17 protein-coding genes are annotated in these 19,782 nt (G+C 68.8%); 16 read left to right on the top strand and 1 reads right to left on the bottom strand.

Annotated elements, in window-relative coordinates:
• Positions 1 to 66: 66 nt before the first annotated feature.
• The 7 genes from WKC72_RS30750 to WKC72_RS30720 all read left to right on the top strand — a co-directional run bounded on the left by WKC72_RS30750 (position 67) and on the right by WKC72_RS30720 (position 6,618).
• Positions 67 to 252 carry a hypothetical protein gene (locus WKC72_RS30750; protein WP_005239177.1) on the top strand — a complete coding sequence of 62 codons (186 nt, stop codon included), beginning with the start codon at positions 67 to 69 and terminating at the stop codon, positions 250 to 252.
• A 46-nt stretch (positions 253 to 298) separates the two neighbouring features.
• On the top strand, positions 299 to 2,926 hold the full coding sequence (locus WKC72_RS30745) for a bifunctional FO biosynthesis protein CofGH (RefSeq protein WP_370180669.1): 2,628 nt from the start codon (positions 299 to 301) through the stop codon (positions 2,924 to 2,926).
• Positions 2,923 to 3,690, top strand: coding sequence for a hypothetical protein (locus WKC72_RS30740; RefSeq protein WP_370180668.1), 768 nt, complete (start codon positions 2,923 to 2,925; stop codon positions 3,688 to 3,690). Before WKC72_RS30745 ends, WKC72_RS30740 begins: the two co-directional genes overlap by 4 nt.
• A 108-nt stretch (positions 3,691 to 3,798) precedes the next feature.
• Positions 3,799 to 4,122, top strand: coding sequence for a ferredoxin (gene fdxA / locus WKC72_RS30735; RefSeq protein WP_005263360.1), 324 nt, complete (start codon positions 3,799 to 3,801; stop codon positions 4,120 to 4,122).
• 2 nt (positions 4,123 to 4,124) lie between these two features.
• Positions 4,125 to 5,225, top strand: coding sequence for a succinyldiaminopimelate transaminase (dapC, locus tag WKC72_RS30730; RefSeq protein WP_037231658.1), 1,101 nt, complete (start codon positions 4,125 to 4,127; stop codon positions 5,223 to 5,225).
• 45 nt (positions 5,226 to 5,270) lie between these two features.
• The gene (locus tag WKC72_RS30725) at positions 5,271 to 6,152 is read left to right on the top strand and encodes a hypothetical protein (protein WP_370180667.1); all 882 of its coding nucleotides are present in this window, start codon (positions 5,271 to 5,273) and stop codon (positions 6,150 to 6,152) included.
• Between the two features lie 52 nt (positions 6,153 to 6,204).
• Positions 6,205 to 6,618, top strand: a complete 414-nt coding sequence (locus WKC72_RS30720; RefSeq protein WP_370180666.1) for a PPOX class F420-dependent oxidoreductase — start codon at positions 6,205 to 6,207, stop codon at positions 6,616 to 6,618.
• A gap of 7 nt (positions 6,619 to 6,625) precedes the next feature.
• On the opposite strand, the gene WKC72_RS30715 is transcribed toward WKC72_RS30720, so the two are convergent.
• On the bottom strand, positions 6,626 to 7,216 hold the full coding sequence (locus tag WKC72_RS30715; protein ID WP_370180665.1) for a hypothetical protein: 591 nt from the start codon (positions 7,214 to 7,216) through the stop codon (positions 6,626 to 6,628).
• Between the two features lie 156 nt (positions 7,217 to 7,372).
• Between WKC72_RS30715 and pruA the strand changes: the two genes are divergently transcribed.
• From pruA to WKC72_RS30670, 9 genes are all read left to right on the top strand, one after another.
• Entirely contained in the window at positions 7,373 to 9,013 is a 1,641-nt protein-coding gene (pruA, locus tag WKC72_RS30710) for an L-glutamate gamma-semialdehyde dehydrogenase (protein ID WP_112299143.1), read from the top strand.
• Positions 9,010 to 9,987 carry a proline dehydrogenase family protein gene (locus tag WKC72_RS30705; protein ID WP_370180664.1) on the top strand — a complete coding sequence of 326 codons (978 nt, stop codon included), beginning with the start codon at positions 9,010 to 9,012 and terminating at the stop codon, positions 9,985 to 9,987. The genes pruA and WKC72_RS30705 overlap by 4 nt, the downstream gene beginning before the upstream one ends.
• Positions 9,988 to 10,041: 54 nt before the next feature.
• Positions 10,042 to 10,701 (top strand): rhomboid family intramembrane serine protease, encoded by a 660-nt coding sequence (locus WKC72_RS30700; protein ID WP_370180663.1) that lies wholly within the window; start codon positions 10,042 to 10,044, stop codon positions 10,699 to 10,701.
• A 12-nt stretch (positions 10,702 to 10,713) separates the two neighbouring features.
• Positions 10,714 to 12,114, top strand: a complete 1,401-nt coding sequence (locus WKC72_RS30695) for an acyl-CoA synthetase (protein WP_370180662.1) — start codon at positions 10,714 to 10,716, stop codon at positions 12,112 to 12,114.
• A 52-nt stretch (positions 12,115 to 12,166) separates the two neighbouring features.
• A complete protein-coding gene (locus tag WKC72_RS30690) occupies positions 12,167 to 13,207 on the top strand; it encodes an NADP-dependent oxidoreductase (protein WP_037231677.1) in 1,041 nt (346 codons plus the stop codon).
• Between the two features lie 129 nt (positions 13,208 to 13,336).
• On the top strand, positions 13,337 to 14,575 hold the full coding sequence (locus tag WKC72_RS30685; RefSeq protein WP_370180661.1) for a PucR family transcriptional regulator: 1,239 nt from the start codon (positions 13,337 to 13,339) through the stop codon (positions 14,573 to 14,575).
• Between the two features lie 135 nt (positions 14,576 to 14,710).
• Positions 14,711 to 16,360 (top strand): substrate-binding and VWA domain-containing protein, encoded by a 1,650-nt coding sequence (locus WKC72_RS30680; RefSeq protein ID WP_268791045.1) that lies wholly within the window; start codon positions 14,711 to 14,713, stop codon positions 16,358 to 16,360.
• 108 nt (positions 16,361 to 16,468) lie between these two features.
• Positions 16,469 to 18,829, top strand: coding sequence for an arylsulfatase (locus WKC72_RS30675; RefSeq protein ID WP_037231704.1), 2,361 nt, complete (start codon positions 16,469 to 16,471; stop codon positions 18,827 to 18,829).
• A 13-nt stretch (positions 18,830 to 18,842) separates the two neighbouring features.
• Positions 18,843 to 19,781 carry an HAD family phosphatase gene (locus WKC72_RS30670; protein WP_037231681.1) on the top strand — a complete coding sequence of 313 codons (939 nt, stop codon included), beginning with the start codon at positions 18,843 to 18,845 and terminating at the stop codon, positions 19,779 to 19,781.
• The last annotated feature ends 1 nt before the right edge of the window (position 19,782 follow it).

The raw sequence follows: 19,782 nt of genomic DNA, 5'->3' as shown, positions 1-19,782 counted from the left end.
GCCCCGGCATTCTGTCGAGAACCGACCTATCGTGGGAGAACCCCCCGAAGTGAAAGGAGCGCAGACATGACGTCATTCGATGCGGCCGATTCTCCGGAGGTTCCCGAGGCAGACCGGCTGGAGCAAGAACTCGCCGTGGACGACGACAGTTCCGACGAGGTCGAAGAAGTGTCGTCGCTGGAGGTGAACGAGGCGGACGTGGCCGAACAGAGCCGGGCGGTCCCGGTCGACGAGGACTACCCCCGCGGGTAGCGATCCGCACGGCTTGCGGGAGTCTGGGTGGCACCGGTTGTCATCGATGGCGCATGATCGCTGGGTGACCCATTCAGGTGAAGAATCCGGCCGACCCACGATGCTTCCCATGCCCGGTGTCCCGGCGCCGGCTCCGTCCGGCGCGTCTGCGCAGGAAGTGGCGCCCTCCGCCTCCGCTATGCGGCGGGTGCTGCGACGTGCCCGCGACGGCGCCACTCTGAACGTGGACGAGGCGACGACCCTGCTGCAGGCCCGCGGCGGCGACCTGGCCGACCTGTGTTCGTCGGCGGCGAAGGTCCGGGACGCCGGGTTGCTGGCGGCGGGCAGACCCAAGGCTGTCACGTACTCGCGCAAGGTGTTCATTCCGCTGACGCGGTTGTGCCGGGACAAGTGCCACTACTGCACGTTCGTCACCGTGCCCGGCAAGCTGCGGGCCGAGGGGCGCGGCGCGTATCTGGAACCGGACGAGGTGCTGGAGATCGCCCGGCAGGGCGCCGAATTGGGCTGCAAGGAAGCCCTGTTCACGTTGGGTGACCGTCCCGAGGATCGGTGGCCGGAGGCCAAGCAGTGGCTGGACGAGCGGGGCTACGATTCGACGCTGGACTACCTGCGGGCGATGTCGATCCGGGTGCTCGAGGAGACCGGGCTGCTGCCGCACCTGAACCCGGGTGTGATGAGCTGGGAGGAGATCTCCCGCCTCAAGCCGGTGGCCCCGTCGATGGGCATGATGCTCGAGACGACGTCCACCCGGTTGTTCACCGACAAGGGCGAGTGCCACTACGGCAGCCCCGACAAGGATCCGGCGGTGCGGTTGCGCACGCTCACCGACGCCGGTCGGTTGAGTGTGCCGTTCACGACGGGCATTCTGGTGGGCATCGGCGAGACCGTGCGGGAACGGGCGGAATCGATCATGGCGATCCGTAAGTCGCACAAGGCGTTCGGGCACGTTCAGGAAGTGATCGTCCAGAACTTCCTCGCCAAGCCCGACACCGCGATGCGCGATGCCCCGGACGCGGGCCTCGAGGAGTTCGCCGCGACCATCGCCGTGTCCCGGCTGCTGCTGGGCCCGGGGATGCGCATCCAGTCGCCGCCCAACCTGGTGTCGAACACCGAATGCCTGGCGTTGCTGGGTGCCGGTGTCGACGACTGGGGTGGCGTGTCGCCGCTGACCCCGGACCACGTGAACCCGGAGCGGCCGTGGCCGAACCTGGACACCCTGGCCGTGATCACCGCGGAGGCCGGGTTCGAGCTCACCGAGCGCACGGCGGCGCAGCCGCAGTTCGTGCTGGCCGGCTCGCCGTGGATCGATCCGCGGATCACCGGGCACGTGCAGGCCCTCGCGGACCCGCACACCGGGCTGGCCAAGCCCGACACGACGCCGGTCGGGTTGCCGTGGCAGGAGCCGGACGAGTCCTGGGAGTCGGCCGGCCGGGTGGATCTGAACACCGAGATCGACACCGAGGGCCGCAACACCGAGACGCGCAGCGATTTGGGCAGCGCGTTCGGGGACTGGGAGACCGTCCGCGAGCAGGTGCTGGAGTTGAGCGGCCCGGTGCGGGTGGACACGGACGTCCTCGCGGCGCTGCGCAGCGCCGAGCGCGACCCGGCGGGCTGCACCGACGACGAATACCTGGCGTTGGCGACGGCCGAGGGTCCGGGGCTCGAGGCGATGGTGGCGCTGGCGGATGCGCTCCGCAAGGACGCCGTCGGCGACGAGGTGACCTATGTGGTGAACCGGAACATCAACTTCACCAACATCTGCTACACCGGCTGCCGCTTCTGCGCGTTCGCGCAGCGCAAGGGTGACGCGGACGCGTTCACGCTGTCCACCGCCGAGGTCGCGGACCGGGCGTGGGAGGCGCACGTCGCGGGCGCGACGGAGGTCTGCATGCAGGGCGGCATCGACCCGGAACTCCCGGTCACCGGGTACGCCGATCTGGTGCGTGCGGTGAAGGCGCGGGTGCCGTCGATGCACGTGCACGCGTTCTCCCCGATGGAGATCGTCAACGGCGCCTCCCGCGGTGGGCAGAGCATCCGGGACTGGCTGACGGAACTGCGTGAGGCGGGTCTGGACACCATTCCGGGCACGGCCGCGGAAATTCTGGACGACGAGGTGCGGTGGGTGCTGACCAAGGGGAAGCTGCCCACCGCGACGTGGGTGGAGGTGGTGACCACGGCGCACGAGCTGGGTCTGCGGTCGAGTTCGACGATGATGTACGGCCACGTCGACAACCCGAAGCATTGGGTCGGGCATCTGCGGGTGCTGCGCGGAATCCAGGACCGGACAGGCGGATTCACCGAGTTCGTTCCGCTGCCGTTCGTGCATCAGAGCGCGCCGTTGTATCTGGCGGGTGCGTCGCGGCCGGGCCCGACCAACCGGGACAACCGGGCCGTCCACGCCCTGGCCCGGATCATGCTGCACGGGCGGATCCCGAACATCCAGACCAGCTGGGTCAAGCTGGGTGTCACCGGCACCCAGGTGATGTTGCAGGGCGGCGCCAACGACCTCGGCGGCACCCTGATGGAGGAGACCATCTCCCGGATGGCGGGTTCGGAGCACGGATCCGAGAAGACCGTCGCCGAACTGCGGGCCATCGCCGAGGGCATCGGCCGCCCGGCACGCGAACGCACCACCACACACGCACGACGCGAGGGAAGGACGCCGGCCGCATGAGCGAGAAGGACCGGCTGGGCGACGACAAGGTCGTCGGCATCCTGGATCGCGCCGCGCGGGGTATCAACCCCGTGCTCGATCTGGCCCTCACGGATCCGTTCGGCATCAAGAGCTGGACGTTCACCCCGACAGCGGAGGACCGGGGCACCGCGGAGGCGCTGCTCGACGGCATCGCCTGGGTTCTCGACACCGTGCAGTTCCCGGGGACGGCGTCGTGGGAGAGAGCGAGCGACGACGAGCGGGCACGGTGGTGGGTGACGCGGATCGGCGCGTTGAACACGATCGCGGTCGCGTTCCCTGGCATGTTCGGTGTGCTTCTCAATCGGCTCCCGATCCAGGACGTGCTCGGGTTCGCGAATCAGGCCGTCGTTCTCGTCGCCGTGGCCCGGGAACACGGCGTGACGAACCGGTCCGAGCAGGTGGATCTGCTGGCGTCCGTGCTCTGCCGGCGTGAGACGGACGCGCCTGCGGTGCTCGCCGATACGACGCGATCCGATTCGGCGGACGGCCCGTCGATGTGGCACCCGTTCGCGCTGATGGGAGCGCTGTGGAGCACTGCCCGCACGGTGCGCGCGCTCAGTGACGAAATCGACAAGCGTCCTGGGCCGGGCTCGACCTACTCGCTGCTGGGCAACATCCCGGTGGTCGGTGTGGTGGCCGGGTATCTCGGCGAACGGGGCGCGCTGGTCAGAGCCGTGAAACAGGGCGAGCAGTGGATCGCGTCCCGGCCGCCGCTGCCCGCGGCGGTGCGCCGGGTCAGGTAACCCTCACCGCAGAGAGGTCCGCCGGGCAGGCGATAATAGTTTCTTCCGCGGGGTACAAGCGGCCCGTACCTCGTGCTTACTCGTGTCAGAAAGGCAGGGAGAGCGGCAGTGCCCTACACGATTGCTGAACCGTGCGTGGATGTGTTGGACAAGGCGTGTATCGAGGAATGCCCTGTCGACTGCATCTACGAGGGCGGGCGGATGCTGTACATCCATCCGGACGAATGCGTGGACTGCGGCGCCTGTGAACCCGTCTGCCCCGTCGAGGCCATCTTCTACGAAGACGACGTCCCGGACCAGTGGAACGGCTACATCGCCGCGAACGTCGACTTCTTCGACGACCTCGGTTCCCCCGGCGGCGCGGCGAAGCTGGGCAAGGTCGACTACGACCCGCCGTTCGTCAAGGCTCTGCCCCCCATGGGCGAGGACTAGATGTGCCTCGTATCCCGGTAGCCACAGCACTTCCCGACTTTCCGTGGGACTCGCTCGAGTCGGCGAAGGCGAAAGCCTTCGCCCACCCGGGTGGCATCGTCAATCTGTCGGTGGGAACCCCGGTCGACCCGGTTGCCCCGATCATCCAGGACGCGCTGACCGCGGTCGCCGAGGTTCCGGGATATCCGACGACGCACGGCACGGAGGAGCTGCGTAACGCCGCGGTGGAGGCGCTGCGTCGCCGCTACGGAATCACCGGAATCGATCCGGCAGCGGTGCTGCCCGCGATCGGCACGAAGGAGCTCATCGCCTGGCTGCCGCGCCTTCTCGGGCTCGGCGCCGACGACCTCGTGGTCATCCCGGAGCTGGCGTACCCGACCTACGAGGTCGGAGCGCTGCTCGCGGGTGCGCGGGTGATCCGGGCAGACGGTCTCAACCGGCTCGGTCCGGAGGGCGCGTCGCTGATATTCGTGAACTCGCCGTCCAACCCCACCGGCAAGGTGCTCGGTCTCGAGCATCTGCGCAAGGTGGTCGACTGGGCGCGCAGCCGCGGCGCCATCGTGGCGTCCGACGAGTGCTACCTGGGATTGAGCTGGGAAGGCGAAGCCCTCTCGATCCTCGACGAGCGGGTGAACGACGGCGATCTCACCGGGCTCCTCGCGGTGCACTCGCTGTCGAAGACCTCCAACCTCGCGAGTTACCGCGCGGGGTTCGTCACCGGTGACCCGGCGTTGGTGGCCGAACTGCTCGAGGTCCGCAAGCACGCGGGCATGATGGTGCCGTTGCCGATCCAGTCGGCGATGACCGCCGCGCTCAGCGACGACGACCACGAGAACGAGCAGCGTGAGCGGTACCGCCGTCGCCGCGAGATCCTCCTCGCAGCGGTGCGCGGCGCCGGGTTCACCGTCGACAACTCCGAAGCCGGACTGTACCTGTGGGCGACCCGCGGCGAAGCCTGCCGGGACACCGTCGAGTGGTTCGCCGAGCGCGGCATCCTCGTGGCACCGGGGGAGTTCTACGGTCCCGGCGGGGGCACTCACGTGCGCATCGCCCTCACGGCCAGCGACGAACGCATCGCGGCCGCAGCAGAACGACTGGTCTGACCCGAGTCGGCCCGGACGGAGCGGTCACGGTGCAAGTATTGGGCCGTGACCCTCGACGACGTCGCCGACGAACTGTACGGCCTCGACCCCGGTGAGTTCGTCGAGGCGCGCACCGCGCAGGTGACCGCGGCGCGGGAGAACAAGGACCGCGCGCTGGCGACCGAGATCGGGAAACTGCGGAAGCCGACCGTCGTCGGCTGGCTGGTCAACCTGCTCGCCCGCGAGCTGCCCGACGAAATCGCCGCGCTCCTCACCCTCGGGGACGCCCTCCGTGACGCGCAGCGACACCTGTCCGGCCCGGACCTCCGGCGGCTGAACACGCAACGGCAGCAGGTGGTGCGCGCGTTGGCGCGCAAGGCCGGTGAACTCGCCGCCGAGCGAGGCCGGACGGTCGGGGAGGACGCGCTGCGGGATGTCGGCCAGACGCTGCACGCCGCTCTCGCCGACGCCGAGACCGCCGAACAGGTGCGGCGCGGCCGGGTGGTGACGGCGGCGAGCTACAGCGGTTTCGGTCCGGCCGGACTCGCCGTGGTCCAGGGAAAGAGCGCGAAGTCCGAACCTGCCGCCACGCCCCCGGCCGAGAAGCCGGGGAAGAAGTCGAAGAAGAAGTCGGCGGAGCGCGACCGCGACGCCGAACGCGCGGCGGCCGAGGCCGAACTGGCGGACGTCACGTCGCAGGCCGACGAGGTCCGCGGCGAACTGAACGACGCGAGAACGGAACTGGAGCAGGCGCGGTCGACGCTGACGGCGATCGACCATCGGATCGAGGAACTGCGCGCCGAACTCGAACACGCCGAGCAGGAGCGGCAGTTCACCCGGAACTCGGAGAAAGCCGCGGCGGAGGCAGTGCACCGGGGGGAACGCGATCTCGACGCGGCGGAGCGGCGCGTCGACGAAGCGCGGCGCGCAGTCGACGACCTCGGCTGAGGGACGGGCGGAACCTTGACCTGCAGCGCACTCGAGGTTTTACCCTGATTTCATGTCCTTCACTCAGCAGGAACTCGACTACCTGGCGTCACAACGCCTGGGCCGGCTCGCGACAGTTCAGCCGAATGGAACCTTGCAGGTCAGTCCCGTCGGCTTCCACTACAACGCCGGCACGTCCACGATCGACATCCAGGGCTACAACATGGCGGCGAGCCGCAAGTTCCGCAACGTCGCCGACAACGGGAAGGTGGCATTCGTCGTGGACGACGTGCCGTCCGTCGACCCGTGGCGGGTCCGCTGCGTCGAAATCCGCGGGCGCGCCGAGGCCCTCGACGCCGAGGCCGCCGAGGCGAACGATCTCGGCGGACCGACCATTCGCATCCACCCCGAACGGATCACCAGTTTCGGTCTCGGTGCCACCGACCAGGACGTCCATCAACTCGTGTCGAACGCACGCGACGTGTAACGGCGAACTACGCGATGTCCGGTCGGTATCCGGCGGCGAGGACGGCGACGGTGGACGGCGGTGTCAGGACGGTCGCGGTGCCCGTCGGCCGGTTCGCCGGGATCCCGTATCCCTCGGTCGACCACGGGACGACGGTCTCACCGAGCGCGACCGCGGGTCCGCCGTCCGACAACGCGAAGGCGCAGTCGGGCAACGACGACCACGCGGCCTCGTGCGTCCGCTGGTGAGAACCGATCAGCCGCTCCCCGTGCAGCCGGGCGTCCATCTCCTCCGCGCCGGGCAGTCCACCCCCGTTGGCCGACTGCCACGCGACGCGAAAGTCGTTGTACCGCTCGCGCCGGCACAGGGCGCACGGCCGGTGCCCGGCCGCGAGGGCGACCGCCTCGTCGTGGAAGAACAGGACCGTGTAGTGGCCCGCGCTCCACTGGTCGACGGTGCGGGCCGGGTAGTCGGTGACGCAGATGATCCACCGCCTGCCTGCATGGTTGCGCACGACGGTGTGCCCCCGGTGCACGCAGCCCCTGTTCCCCATGAACCGGCCGCGGAGTGGAATCGCGACGATCTCGGATCGGGGTGACACGCGATTCCGTTCGGCCATGTGCCGATGGTAGCCAGCCGACCCGCGCGTCAAAACGGGATGAGTACCCCCGTCCGGCGCTAACCTGGGCTCAAGGGTTCCGCTCGGACGGGTGTCCCCGTCGGCCCGCGGTCCCGGTCACAGTTCCTCACGATCTGAGGGCAGGAGGCAGGCAGCATGGACGCCATCACCCAGGTTCCGGTGCCCACCAATGAGCCGGTCCACACGTACGCGCCGGGCAGTCCCGAACGTTCCCGTGTGCAATCCGCACTCACCGACATCGCTACCAATCCCGTCGACATCCCGCACGTGATCGGTGGCAAACACCGGCACGGCAACGGGGACCGCGTCGACGTCGTGCAACCCCACCGGCACACCGCTGTGCTCGGCACGCTGCGCAGCGCCACCCACGACGACGCGTCGGCGGCGGTCGAGGCGGCCACGGCCGCGGCACCGCACTGGCGGGCACTCTCGTTCGACGACCGGGCCGCGGTCATCCTGCGCGCCGCCGATCTGTTGTCCGGGCCGTGGCGCGAGACGCTCGCGGCGGCGACGATGCTCGGCCAGTCGAAGTCGGTCCAGCAGGCGGAGATCGACGCACCGTGCGAGTTGATCGACTTCTGGCGCTTCAACGTTCACTTCGCCCGCCAGATCCTCGCCGACCAGCCGATCTCGTCACCGGGTGTGTGGAACCGGCTCGAATACCGTCCGCTCGAGGGCTTCGTCTACGCCATCACGCCGTTCAATTTCAGCGCGATCGCGGGCAATCTGCCGACCGCGCCTGCGTTGATGGGCAACACCGTGATCTGGAAGCCGTCGTCGACGCAGACCGTCGCCGCGTACTGGACCATGAAACTGCTCGAGGCCGCGGGAATGCCTCCCGGCGTGATCAATCTGCTCACCGGCAGCGGGCAGGCGGTGTCGGAGGTGCTGCTGAGCGACCCCCGCCTCGCGGGTATCCACTTCACGGGTTCGACCCGGACGTTCCAGCACTTGTGGAGCGAGGTGGGCGCGAACATCGGGAAGTACGCCGGCTACCCCCGGCTGGTGGGGGAGACCGGCGGCAAGGACTTCGTGGTCGCGCACGCCTCGGCCGACGAGGACGTACTGCGGACGGCGCTGGTCCGCGGAGCGTTCGAATACCAGGGCCAGAAATGTTCGGCCGCCTCCCGCGCCTACGTCCCGAAATCGCTGTGGCGGCGGATGCGGGACACGTTCACCGCGGAAGTCGATGCCCTCACCTACGGTGACGTGACGGATCTGGAAAATTTCGGCGGCGCCCTCATCGACCGGCGCGCATACGACAAGAACGTCGCGGCCATCGAACGCGCCCGCAGCGCTGCCGGCCTGGAGATCGCTGTCGGCGGCAAATACGACGACAGCGTCGGCTACTTCGTCCGCCCCACCGTGCTCCTCGCGGACGACCCCGCCGACGAGGCGATGACCACCGAGTACTTCGGGCCGATCCTCACGGTGCACGTGTACGACGACTCGGCCCCGAACGCGTTCGCCGACGTGCTCGCCAAGGTCGATTCGGCGGCCCCGTACGCGCTGACCGGTGCGGTGATCGCCGACGACCGCCAGGCCGTCGAGCAGGCAACGTCTGCTCTCCGGTTCACCGCCGGAAACTTCTACGTCAACGACAAGCCGACCGGTGCCGTCGTCGGGCAGCAGCCGTTCGGCGGAGCCCGCGCCTCGGGCACGAACGACAAGGCCGGGTCCAAGCTCAACCTGCTGCGGTGGGTGTCGGCCCGCACCATCAAGGAGACGTTCGTCCCGGCCACCGACTACCGCTATCCGCACATGGGGTCGGAATGAAAGCGCCACCGGTTCTGGCGAATCCGCTGCGCCCGGCGATCCTCGCGGCGGCCCGGTCGTCCCGGGTCAAGCGGGCGGTCACCGGCGCCCCGGTCACCCGGAAACTCGTCGACCGCTTCGTTGCCGGAGAGAGCCGGGAATCGGTGCTCGCGGCCGTCCGGGAGATCCTCGATTCGGGCCGATCGGTGTCGATCGACTTTCTCGGTGAGGACACGCGTGACGCCGAGGGAGCCCAGGCGACGGTCGACGAGTATCTGGCGCTCGTCGCCGATCTCGGTGCCCTACCCGAAGCGGCGGACGGGACTTCGGGTGTTCGCCGCCTCGAGGTATCGATGAAACTGTCGGCGCTCGGTCAGGCCCTCGCCGGCGACGGTCGCAGGATCGCCACCGACAACGCCCGCACGATCTGCGCCGCCGCGGAGGCGGCAGGGGTGTGGGTCACCGTGGACGCCGAAGACCACACGACCACCGATTCGACGCTGGCGATCGTGCACGAACTCCGCGACGACTATCCCTGGCTCGGTGCGGTGGTGCAGTCGTATCTGCGACGTACCGAGGACGACTGCCGTGCCCTCGCCGGCCCCGGTTCGAGGGTCCGGCTCTGCAAGGGCGCGTACCGGGAACCCGAGTCCGTGGCCTTCCAGGACCGCGCCGCCGTGGACGCGTCGTATCTGCGATGCCTGGGGATCCTCATGGAAGGCGCCGGGTACCCCATGGTGGCCTCGCACGATCCGGCCGTCATCGACGCGGTCGCCCCGCTGGTCGGGTGCACCGGCCGCGCCGCGGACGCCTACGAGCATCAGATGCTGTTCGGGATCCGGGACGTCGAGCAGCGGCGGCTCGCGAACGAGGACAAGCAGGTTCGGGTGTACGTGCCGTACGGAAGTCAGTGGTACGCGTACTTCATGCGGCGACTGGCCGAGCGTCCCTCGAACCTGCGGTTCTTCCTGCGCTCGGTGGTCACCCGGGACTGACCGGCGCTGTCGCGGATCGGTTCCCGCGGTGGTGCGTCGTTGTAGAGTTTCGCGGTGACGACTTCAGGCGGGGGATGGACCAGCGCGGTCCTCTTCGCCGTCGTTCTCGTCCTCGCGACGCTGCTCGGTTCGACGCGCATCGGCGAGGTCCGGCTCACCCGTCCGCCGCGCACGGCGGTGGTGCTGTGGTTGCTGATCGCCGTGCCGTCGCTGCTGCAGATCGTCGTCCCCGCCGTCCTCGACGCCCTCGAGCGTGACCCCACCCAGATCCGGGACCACCAGTGGTGGCGGATCGTCACCTCGGTTGCGGTGCAGGACGGGGGACTGGCCGGAACCGCGGTGAATCTGCTCGTTCTCGCCTGGGTCGCCCCGCTCGCGGTCCGGGTCTGGGGTGGAGTGCGGGCCGTCCTGCTGTTCGTGGCGAGCCAGATCATCTTCGGCCTGTTCACCGCGTTCCTGTTCCCGTCGCCCGGGGCGGGCAACTCGGGTGCCACGCTCGCGCTGGCCGCGTCCCTCGCCGGTCTGGTGGTGATGCAGTCCAAGGAGTGGCGCGCACTCGCCGCGAGCGGCGGCATCGTTTTCGCCGGTGTCCTGCTGGTGGTCGTGGACGACGCCCACGGACTGGCTGTGCTGACCGGGGCGCTGCTGGGTGCGGCACTGGCCACCGTCAGTCCGCCACCGGGAGACCCACCGGAGCGCGTCCGGGCCCTGTGAGAAGCTGACCGTGTGCTGCTGCGATCTCTGAATCCTCTGGCCGTCGCCCAGGGCGACGACATTCCCGATGCCATCCGGATCGGCGACACCACCCTGTCGCGCGGTGATGTGCTCGGTGCGGCGACATCCGTGGCCGAGCGCGTGGCACGCGCGGATCGGGTCGCGATCCTCGCCACCCCCACCGTCACCACCGTCCTCGCCGTCGTGGGCTGCCTCATCGCCGGTGTGACCGCGGTGCCGGTGCCGCCCGATTCCGGCCCCGCCGAACTCGAGCACATCCTGCGCGACTCCGGCGTGCAGGCGTGGCTCGGCGAGTCGCCCGCGGACACGGCGGGCCTGCCCGTCGTTCCGGTCCGCGTCCACGCCCGGTCGTGGCACAGCTACGCGGAACCGCCCGAGTCCTCCATCGCGTTCGTGCTCTACACCTCCGGCACCACGGGACCGCCCAAGGGCGTGCTGATCAGCAGGAAGGCCATCGCCGCCGGCCTCGATGCCCTCGCCGACGCCTGGCAGTGGACCGGCAACGACACACTGGTGCAGGGACTTCCGCTGTTCCACGTCCACGGCCTCATCCTCGGTGTGCTGGGACCGTTGCGTATCGGCAGCCGTCTGGTCCACACGGTCAAACCCACCCCGGCGGCCTACGCCGCGGCACACGGAACGATGTACTTCGGTGTCCCCACCGTGTGGGGGCGCATCGCCGACGATCCCGAGTCGGCGCGCGCGCTGTCGGGTGCGCGCCTGCTGGTGTCGGGCAGCGCCCCGCTGCCCGTGCCGGTGTTCGAGAAGCTGCACGAGCTGACCGGGCTCGCACCCATCGAGCGGTACGGCATGAGCGAGACGATGCTCACGCTCAGCACCCGGGCCGACGGCGAGCGTCGCCCGGGGTGGGTGGGGGTGCCGGTCCGCGGCGTCGAGACCCGGCTGCGCGACGAGCGCGGCGGCGACGTCCCCCACGACGGCGAATCCATCGGCGGTCTGCAGGTGCGCGGCCCGATGCTCTTCGACGGCTACCTGGGCCGGCCCGACGCGACGGCCGAATCGTTCACGGACGACGGCTTCTTCAAGACCGGCGACGTCGCCGTCATCGACCCGGAGGGATTCCACCGTATCGTCGGCCGCGAATCCACGGACCTCATCAAGTCGGGTGGATTCCGCGTCGGCGCGGGGGAGGTGGAGACGTCTCTCCTCGGCCACCCGAGCGTCCGGGAAGCCGCGGTGGTCGGCCTTCCCGACCCGGACCTCGGTCAGCGGCTCGTGGCCTTCGTGGTGGGGGACGACGTCTCGGAAACCGAGCTGATCGAGCACGTGGCCACCGAACTGTCGGTGCACAAGCGGCCCCGCGAGATCCGTGTGGTCGAGTCGCTTCCGCGGAACGCGATGGGCAAGGTGCAGAAGAAGCAGCTGTTCTGAAATCGGTAAGGTGGCGTGCGATACCGGCCCAACACGGATTGGCAGGCGCACAGTGAGTGTCGAGAGCATCGTTCAGAGCACCCGAATCGTCCTCGCCTCGCGGCCGGACGGCGCGCCCACCGCCGACAACTTCCGGCTCGAGGCGGTGAACCTCCCCGATCCCGCCGAAGGTCAGGTGCTGATCCGCGTCATCTACCTGTCCCTCGACCCGTACATGCGCGGCCGGATGAGTGCCGCGGAGTCCTACGCCGACCCCGTCGAGATCGACGAGGTCATGGTCGGCGGCACCGTCGGACAGGTCGTCGAGTCCCGGCACCCGGACTTCGCAACCGGTGACTACGTTCTCGGGTACGCGGGTTGGCAGTCGCACGCAGTGGTCGACGGCAATCACCTCCGTGCACTCGACCGCGACGCCGCGCCGCTGTCGACCGCCGTCGGAGTTCTCGGCATGCCCGGCTTCACCGCGTACTCCGGCCTGTTGAAGATCGGGCAGCCGAAGGCAGGCGAGACGGTGGTCGTCGCGGCGGCCAGCGGTCCGGTCGGATCCGCGGTCGGGCAGATCGCGAAACTGAAGGGCGCCCGGGCCGTCGGGATCGCGGGCGGACCGGAGAAGTGTGCGTACCTGCTGGACGAACTCGGATTCGACGCCGCCGTCGACCATCGGTCCCCGAACTTCGCCGAGGAACTGCGCGCGGCGTGCCCCGACGGCATCGACGTCTACTTCGAGAACGTCGGCGGTGCGGTGGCCGCGGCCGTGCTGCCGCTGCTCAACCTGTATGCGCGAGTTCCGGTGTGCGGCCTCATCGCGCAGTACAACGACACCGAGACCCCCGAGGGGCCGGATCGGCTGCCGGGGTTCTTCACCCGGGTGCTGGTCAAGAGCCTCACGATCCGCGGATTCATCCAGCGCGAGTTCGTCTCCGAGATGTACGCGGACTTCCAGCGCGATGTGTCCGGGTGGATCCGGGAGGGCCGATTCGCCTACCGCGAGGACATCGTCGACGGGCTCGAGAACGCGCCTGCGGCGTTCATCGGTCTGCTCCGGGGCAGCAACTTCGGCAAGCTCGTGGTCCGGGTCGCCGAGGAGGACTGACGGGCCGTATTCGCCCTGGACAGGGCGCTGTCGTGATACAACGGTGACAGAAGCGGACCCTCGTTATGTTTGCGTGATGTCGATGGTGCGGGAGTTCGGTGTCATCCACATATGGGAGTGATCAGATCCATGACGACTCATAGTTCGGGGGCGGGTTCGCAGATCCTCGTCGACGGCAGGCCCGCCTCCGCGCCGCTGCGCGACACACTCACGGTCGCACAGAAGCTGGTCCGGCATTTCGCCGACAACGTGACCCCGTGCGGTTCGCTTCCCGGCGAACAACTGCAGAGCGACGTCATGGATTTCACGATCGTCTGCCTCGGTCTCGGTATCCAGATGCTCGACGAAGGCATCAGCCCGACGGACGAGGACCTCGCGGAGGTGCGCAACAACTCCGCGCGCTGGGCCCGCGAGGGATTCCCGTTGAAGCTCGTGCTCCGCATTCTCCACGAAGGCATTCAGGAGGCCGGGGACCTCGTCGCCTCGAACGCCCGAGAGGAAGACCTGCCCGAACTCCTGGTCATCCAGAAGGTGATGTTCACCCTCCTCGAATGCGTGACCGTCGCCGCCACGACCAGCTACGTGGAGGAACTCGAAGCGGTCAACAGCGAACGGGACGGTGCCGCGGTCAACCTCGTGACGGCGCTGCTCAGCGGCAGAAAGGCGGCGACCGCCGCGCGGCACGCGGGCGTGGAGCTGGCCGACGAGTACGTGGTCCTGGGGCTGTCGATTCCGTCGCATCCCACGGAGGCCGTGACCCACCGGCGCAAAGCCGTCGTCGCCCGGCAGAAGCTCCGGCGGTTGCAGATCGAGCTGGCGGACGCCTCGGGCGGTGCCGCCCTGTGTTCGCTGAGCCCGGACGGCGGAACACTGTTGCTGCCGGGCTCGCCCGAACGGACGTGGATGGTCTCCCTGCTCGACCGCATCGGAGCGGCAGCCGGGGTTCCGCTCACCGCCACGGCAACCCGGGTTCGCACCGCCGGTATCCCCGCGGCGGCGGACCAAGTCCACGAACTCCTCGACCTGGCCGATCAGCTGGCGCTCGAACCGGGTCTCTACGAGATGGACGATCTGGCGCTCGAATACCAGCTCACCCGGCCCGGGCCGGGCCGGACCCACCTGGCGCGACTCCTCGAACCGTTGCAGGGCTCACCCGAACTGATCGAGACGCTCGAGGTGCACATCGGCCACGACCTCAATCGGCAGCGCACCGCGAAGCAGATGCACCTTCACACCAATACGGTGGATTACCGGCTCAAGCGGGTGGCGCAGCTGACGGGCTGCGACCCGACGCGCCCGTCCGGGTTGCGGCAGATCCAGGCGGCGCTCGTGGCCCGCCGGCTCGAGGTCGCGCAACCCGATCGCTGACGTGGCCCTGACCCGGGCGCCCGCCACCGGCGCAGCGTCGTACGCTGCACCGTTCGCTACGATGTGGGCGGGATCATATTCGGTCCGGGTGTGTCGGTGGTCGTCTCGTGACCGAAATGTTAGGGGAGGCAGGCGATGGCCGGAGGGCGGCATTCGAGCGCGGGGCCGGAGCGCGGTGGTCGCTCGCCCGGGTTCTACGCGGTGTGCGCTGCCGTCGTGATCGGGCTCGTGGCCTCCGTGGTCGTCGTCGTTCAGGCAGTCCGCTCCTGGGCCGACGACTGCGATCAGGTCACCGACTACACCCTCGCCGCCGACCCGAGCATCGCGCCCGCCCTGAGCAGCATTCTCGGCGAAGCGAACGACACCGACCTGGGCTGCGCGAACGTCGCCGTCAGCGCAGCGACGTCCGGCGACATCGCGGGACGACTCGGTAAGGGAACCGACGCCCCCGACCTCTGGATACCCGACACCGGGGCCTGGGTGGGCAAGGCGGCGCTCACCGCGGCCGGCCCCGTCGAGGTGATGACGGGGTCGATCGCATCCTCGCCTGTCGTCCTGGCGTCGCGGGAGGAGGACGCGCCCACCTCGCCGACGTGGCTCGCCGCCCTCCAGATCAAGAACATCCAGCTGGGCAACCCCCTCGTGACAGGGGTCGCGCAGGCCCCGATCAATGCCGCGCTGGCCGAAGGTCAGGCCGACCCCGTGTCCGCGGGAACCGTGCGGGCGGCGCTGGTCCCGCTCGCACAGGAGGAGAGTGCGCGCACCGCGGACGAGCCCATCGGCGAGGAGATGCTCCAGGGCGTCGTCGACAACGGTGGAGTCGCCGTGGCCACCGAACAGTCCGTGCTCGATTTCTCCGGTGAGGGCGACGGCGCGCGCACGCTCACCGCGACGGTGCCGCCGACGGGCAGCAACTTCATGAACTTCCCGCTCGTCGTCACCTCGCCCGCACCCGACCGGCATTACAGGGCCACCCAGGTGGCACGTGCCGTCGCCGCTGTTCTGGGCGGTGAGGATGCCCGCGCGGTACTCGCGGAGAACGGATTCCGCGGACCAGACGGGAGTCCGCCCGCCGACGGTCGCGGCGTCGGCCGGGTCACCAAGCTGGCGCTCGAGGACGAGACGGCGCTACAGGACGCCCTCGGTGGTTGGGCGTTGATGGCGTTGCCGATCCGCACGCTCGTCGCGATCGACGTGTCGGGGTCGATGGAGACCCCCGCAGGCAACCGGTCACGCATGGACCTCACGGTCGACGCCGCACTCGCCGGCAACGCGATGTTCCCGGACAGCGTGTCCGCCGGGTTGTGGGCGTTCTCGCAGGGGCTCGGTGGGGGACCGCAGGACTACAAGGAGATGGTCCCGATCCGCCGCTACGACACGGTGGTCGACGGACTCACTCAGCGCCAGCTGATGGCGCAGCAGGCGGGGAAGGTCGACGCACTGATCGGCGGCGGCACCGGTCTGTACGACACGACGCTCGCCGCGTTCCGGACGGTGCAGGAGACATACGACCCGCGCGCCGTGAACAGTGTGATCATCCTGACCGACGGCGCCAACGAGGATCCGGACTCCATCACGAAGGAACAGCTCCTGAGCATCCTGCAGCGTGAGATGGATCCGGCACGCCCCGTCATCATCGTGACGATCGGCATCACCGATGACGCCGACGCGGTCACGCTCGCCGAGATCTCGCGGGTGACCGGAGGGTCGAGCTATGTCGCGAAGGATCCCGCCGACATCGCCAACGTGTTCGTCAACGCGCTGGCCGCCCGCGGTCGCCGCTAGCGGAATCCCGTTCCGGCGCAGTCGGACTTTTCGGCCGCACCCCTAGTCAGCCACCGGTCGGTAGTGCTTTGGTGGAAGGTGGGGGTGGACCCATTCGAGGAGTTCGTCATGGCCAAGCCGTTCAGAGGTGTCGTCAATCTCGATATTCGTGACTCGATCCCGGACTGGGGTCCGTACGAGCAACCGAAGGCGACGCCCGGTTCACCGAACGTCCTCTACATCGTGCTCGACGACGTCGGTTTCGGTGCGATGGGCTGTTACGGCGGGCCGATCGAGACCCCGAACATCGACCGGATTGCCGCGAACGGGCTGCGGTACGGCCAGTGGCACACCACCGCCCTGTGTTCCCCGACACGATCCTGCCTGCTCACGGGGCGGAACCACACCACCAACGGGATGGCGTGCATCAGCGAGTGCGCGGTCGGCTTCCCCGGCGGGAACGGTCACATCCCTCCCGAATGCGCCACCCTCGCCGAGATCTTGGTCGAGCAGGGCTTCAGCACCGCGATGGTCGGCAAGTGGCACCTGTGCGCCGAGGACGAGATGAACCTGGCGTCGACCAAACGGAACTGGCCGGTCGGCCGCGGCTTCGAGCGCTTCTACGGCTTCCTCGGTGCCGAGACCAACCAGTGGTATCCGGATCTGGTGCACGACAACCATCCCGTCGAGCAGCCCGCCACCCCGGAGCAGGGCTACCACTTCAGCGTCGACATCACCGACCATGCGCTCGAATACCTCGGCGACGTCAAGGCGATCGCCCCGGACCGGCCGGTGTTCCTGTACTACGCGCCCGGCTGCGCGCACGCACCCCACCACGCTCCGCAGGAGTGGGCCGACCGCTATCGCGGCAGATTCGATGACGGCTACGAAGCGATGCGCGAGCGGACCCTGGCCCGGCAGAAGGAGATGGGCCTCGTACCCCCGGACACCGAACTGCCGCCGCTCAATCCGATCGGCACCCCGGAAACCCGCACCGGACCAGACGGCCAGCCGTTCCCACCGCTGGACTTCACGCGCCCCTGGGACACCCTGTCCGACGACGAAAAGCGGCTCTTCGCGCGCATGGCCGAGGTGTACGCCGGTTTCCTGTCGCACTGCGACGACCAGATCGGCCGACTGCTGGCCTACCTCGAGGAGATCGAACAGCTCGAGAACACCATCGTCGTGGTGGTCTCCGACAACGGCGCCAGCGGTGAGGGCGGCCCCAACGGTTCGGTCAACGAGAACAAGATCGCCAACAACGTGCCGGACGATCTCGCCGAGAACCTGGCCAAGCTGGACCAGCTCGGCGGCACCGAGACCTACAACCACTACCCGAACGGGTGGGCGATGGCGTTCAACAGCCCGTTCAAGATGTGGAAGCGCTACTCCTTCAACGGCGGCACGTCCGACCCGTGCATCATGTCGTGGCCGGCCGGGATCGAGGCTCGCGGCGAAACCCGCGACCAGTACCACCACGCCATCGACATCGTCCCGACCCTGCTCGACTGCCTCGGTGTCGAACTTCCCGACACGGTGAAGGGCTACACCCAGCACCCGATTCAGGGCGTGAGCATGCGTTACAGCTTCGACGCCGGAAACATCCCCACCGCCAAGCACACCCAGTTCTATTCGATGCTCGGCGGGCGGGGCATCTGGCACGACGGCTGGAAGGCCGTCACCACCCACCCGACACTGAGCGGGTGGAGTCACTTCCCGGAAGACACCTGGGAGCTCTACCACACTCAGGTGGACCGCTCCGAACTCCACGACCTCGCCGAGTCGGAACCAGGCAGGCTCGCCGAGCTCGTCGGCCTGTGGTTCCACGAGGCAGGTGCGAACCAGGCGCTGCCGCTCGACGACCGCTCCGGCGTCGAACTGCTCACCACCCCGCGCCCCCAGCTCGCGCCCCCGCGCAATCGCTACGTGTACCGACCCGGTGGCGCCGAGGTACCCGAGGCGGTGGCCGTCAACCTTCGCAACCGCTCCTTCTCGATCGGGGCGCTCGTCGACCTCCCCGAACCGGGTGCTGCCGGGGTGCTGTTCTCCCACGGCGGCAGGTTCGGTGGGCACTCGCTCTACGTCAAGGACAATCGGCTGCACTACGTGTACAACTTCCTCGGCAGCGAACAGCAGAAGATCGACGCGACCGAGGACCTGCCGACCGGAGAGAACCTCATCCTGGCTGCGTCGTTCGAGAAGGACGGTGAGGACCCGCCCGGTACCGCCCGGGGGGTCCTGAGCCTCTACTACGGCGACCGCAAGGTCGGTGAAGGTCGGATCCGGACCCAGCCCGGCAAGTTCAGCATCGGCGGCGGCGAGGGCCTCAATGCCGGCCGGGACAGCGGCGAACCCGTCACCGACGACTACCCGGGTACATCGCCGTGGGCCTTCACCGGCGGGACGTTGAACCGGGTCGCGATCGACGTCAGCGGCGAACCGTTCGTCGATCTCGAACGCGAAGCCGCCGCCATGCTCTCGCGCGAGTGAGAGCGGAAGCGCCATGACAGAACCCCTTCCGAGCTGGCGTGAGGGTGCCGGCAAGTCGGCCATCCTGGGATTCGTCGGGCGTGTGACGGCGGAGGACGTCCCCGTCGAGGATCGAATCGCGGTCTTCGACAACGACGGCACGCTGTGGTGTGAGAAGCCGATGCCCATTCAGCTCGACTTCATCCTGCGCCGGCTCGTCGTCATGGCCGAGCACGATCAGGATCTTCGCACCCGTCAGCCTTGGCAGGCCGCCTACACACAGGATTACGGCTGGTTGAACGACGTCATCACGCAGCACTACAACGGCGACGACAGCGGGGTGAGAGTACTCGCCGCAGGTGTGCTGGCCGCGTTCGCCGACGTGACCGTCGAGGAGTTCGAGGCCCGGGCGGACCAGTTCCTGCGCACCGCCCGGCATCCCACCCTCGACCGGGACTACCTGGGGTGCAGTTACGCGCCGATGGTGGAGTTGCTCGACTACCTGGCCGTCAACGAGTTCCGGAACTACATCGTGTCCGGCGGCGGCCGCGATTTCATGCGGCCGATCAGTCACGACGTCTACGGCATTCCGCGGCAACGGGTCATCGGCAGCGGGGTGTCACTGGTCTGGAATCACGACGGCCGCAGCGGGGCGATCTTCCGAAGAGCCGAGGCGGACGTTCTCGACGACGGACCCGAGAAGCCGGTGCAGATCTGGAACCGGGTCGGTAGGCGGCCCCTGCTGGCGGCGGGAAACAGCAACGGTGACATCCCGATGCTCCAGTTCGCGGAGGCACCGGACCGGCCGTCGTTGCGGCTGTTGCTGCGCCACGACGACGCCGCCCGCGAGTTCGACTACGTCGCGGGCGCCGAGCAGGCGCTCGAACTGGCCGAGGCCGACCGGTGGACGGTGGTCAGCATCGAGAACGACTGGGCGACGGTGTTCGCGCCACTCCCTGACCAGGTCAGATGAA

Source organism: Rhodococcus wratislaviensis (assembly GCF_041228765.1).
Lineage (GTDB): Bacteria > Actinomycetota > Actinomycetes > Mycobacteriales > Mycobacteriaceae > Rhodococcus_F > Rhodococcus_F wratislaviensis.
Note: the sequence above shows the minus strand (reverse complement) of the source record. Positions and strands in the feature narration are given on the sequence as shown.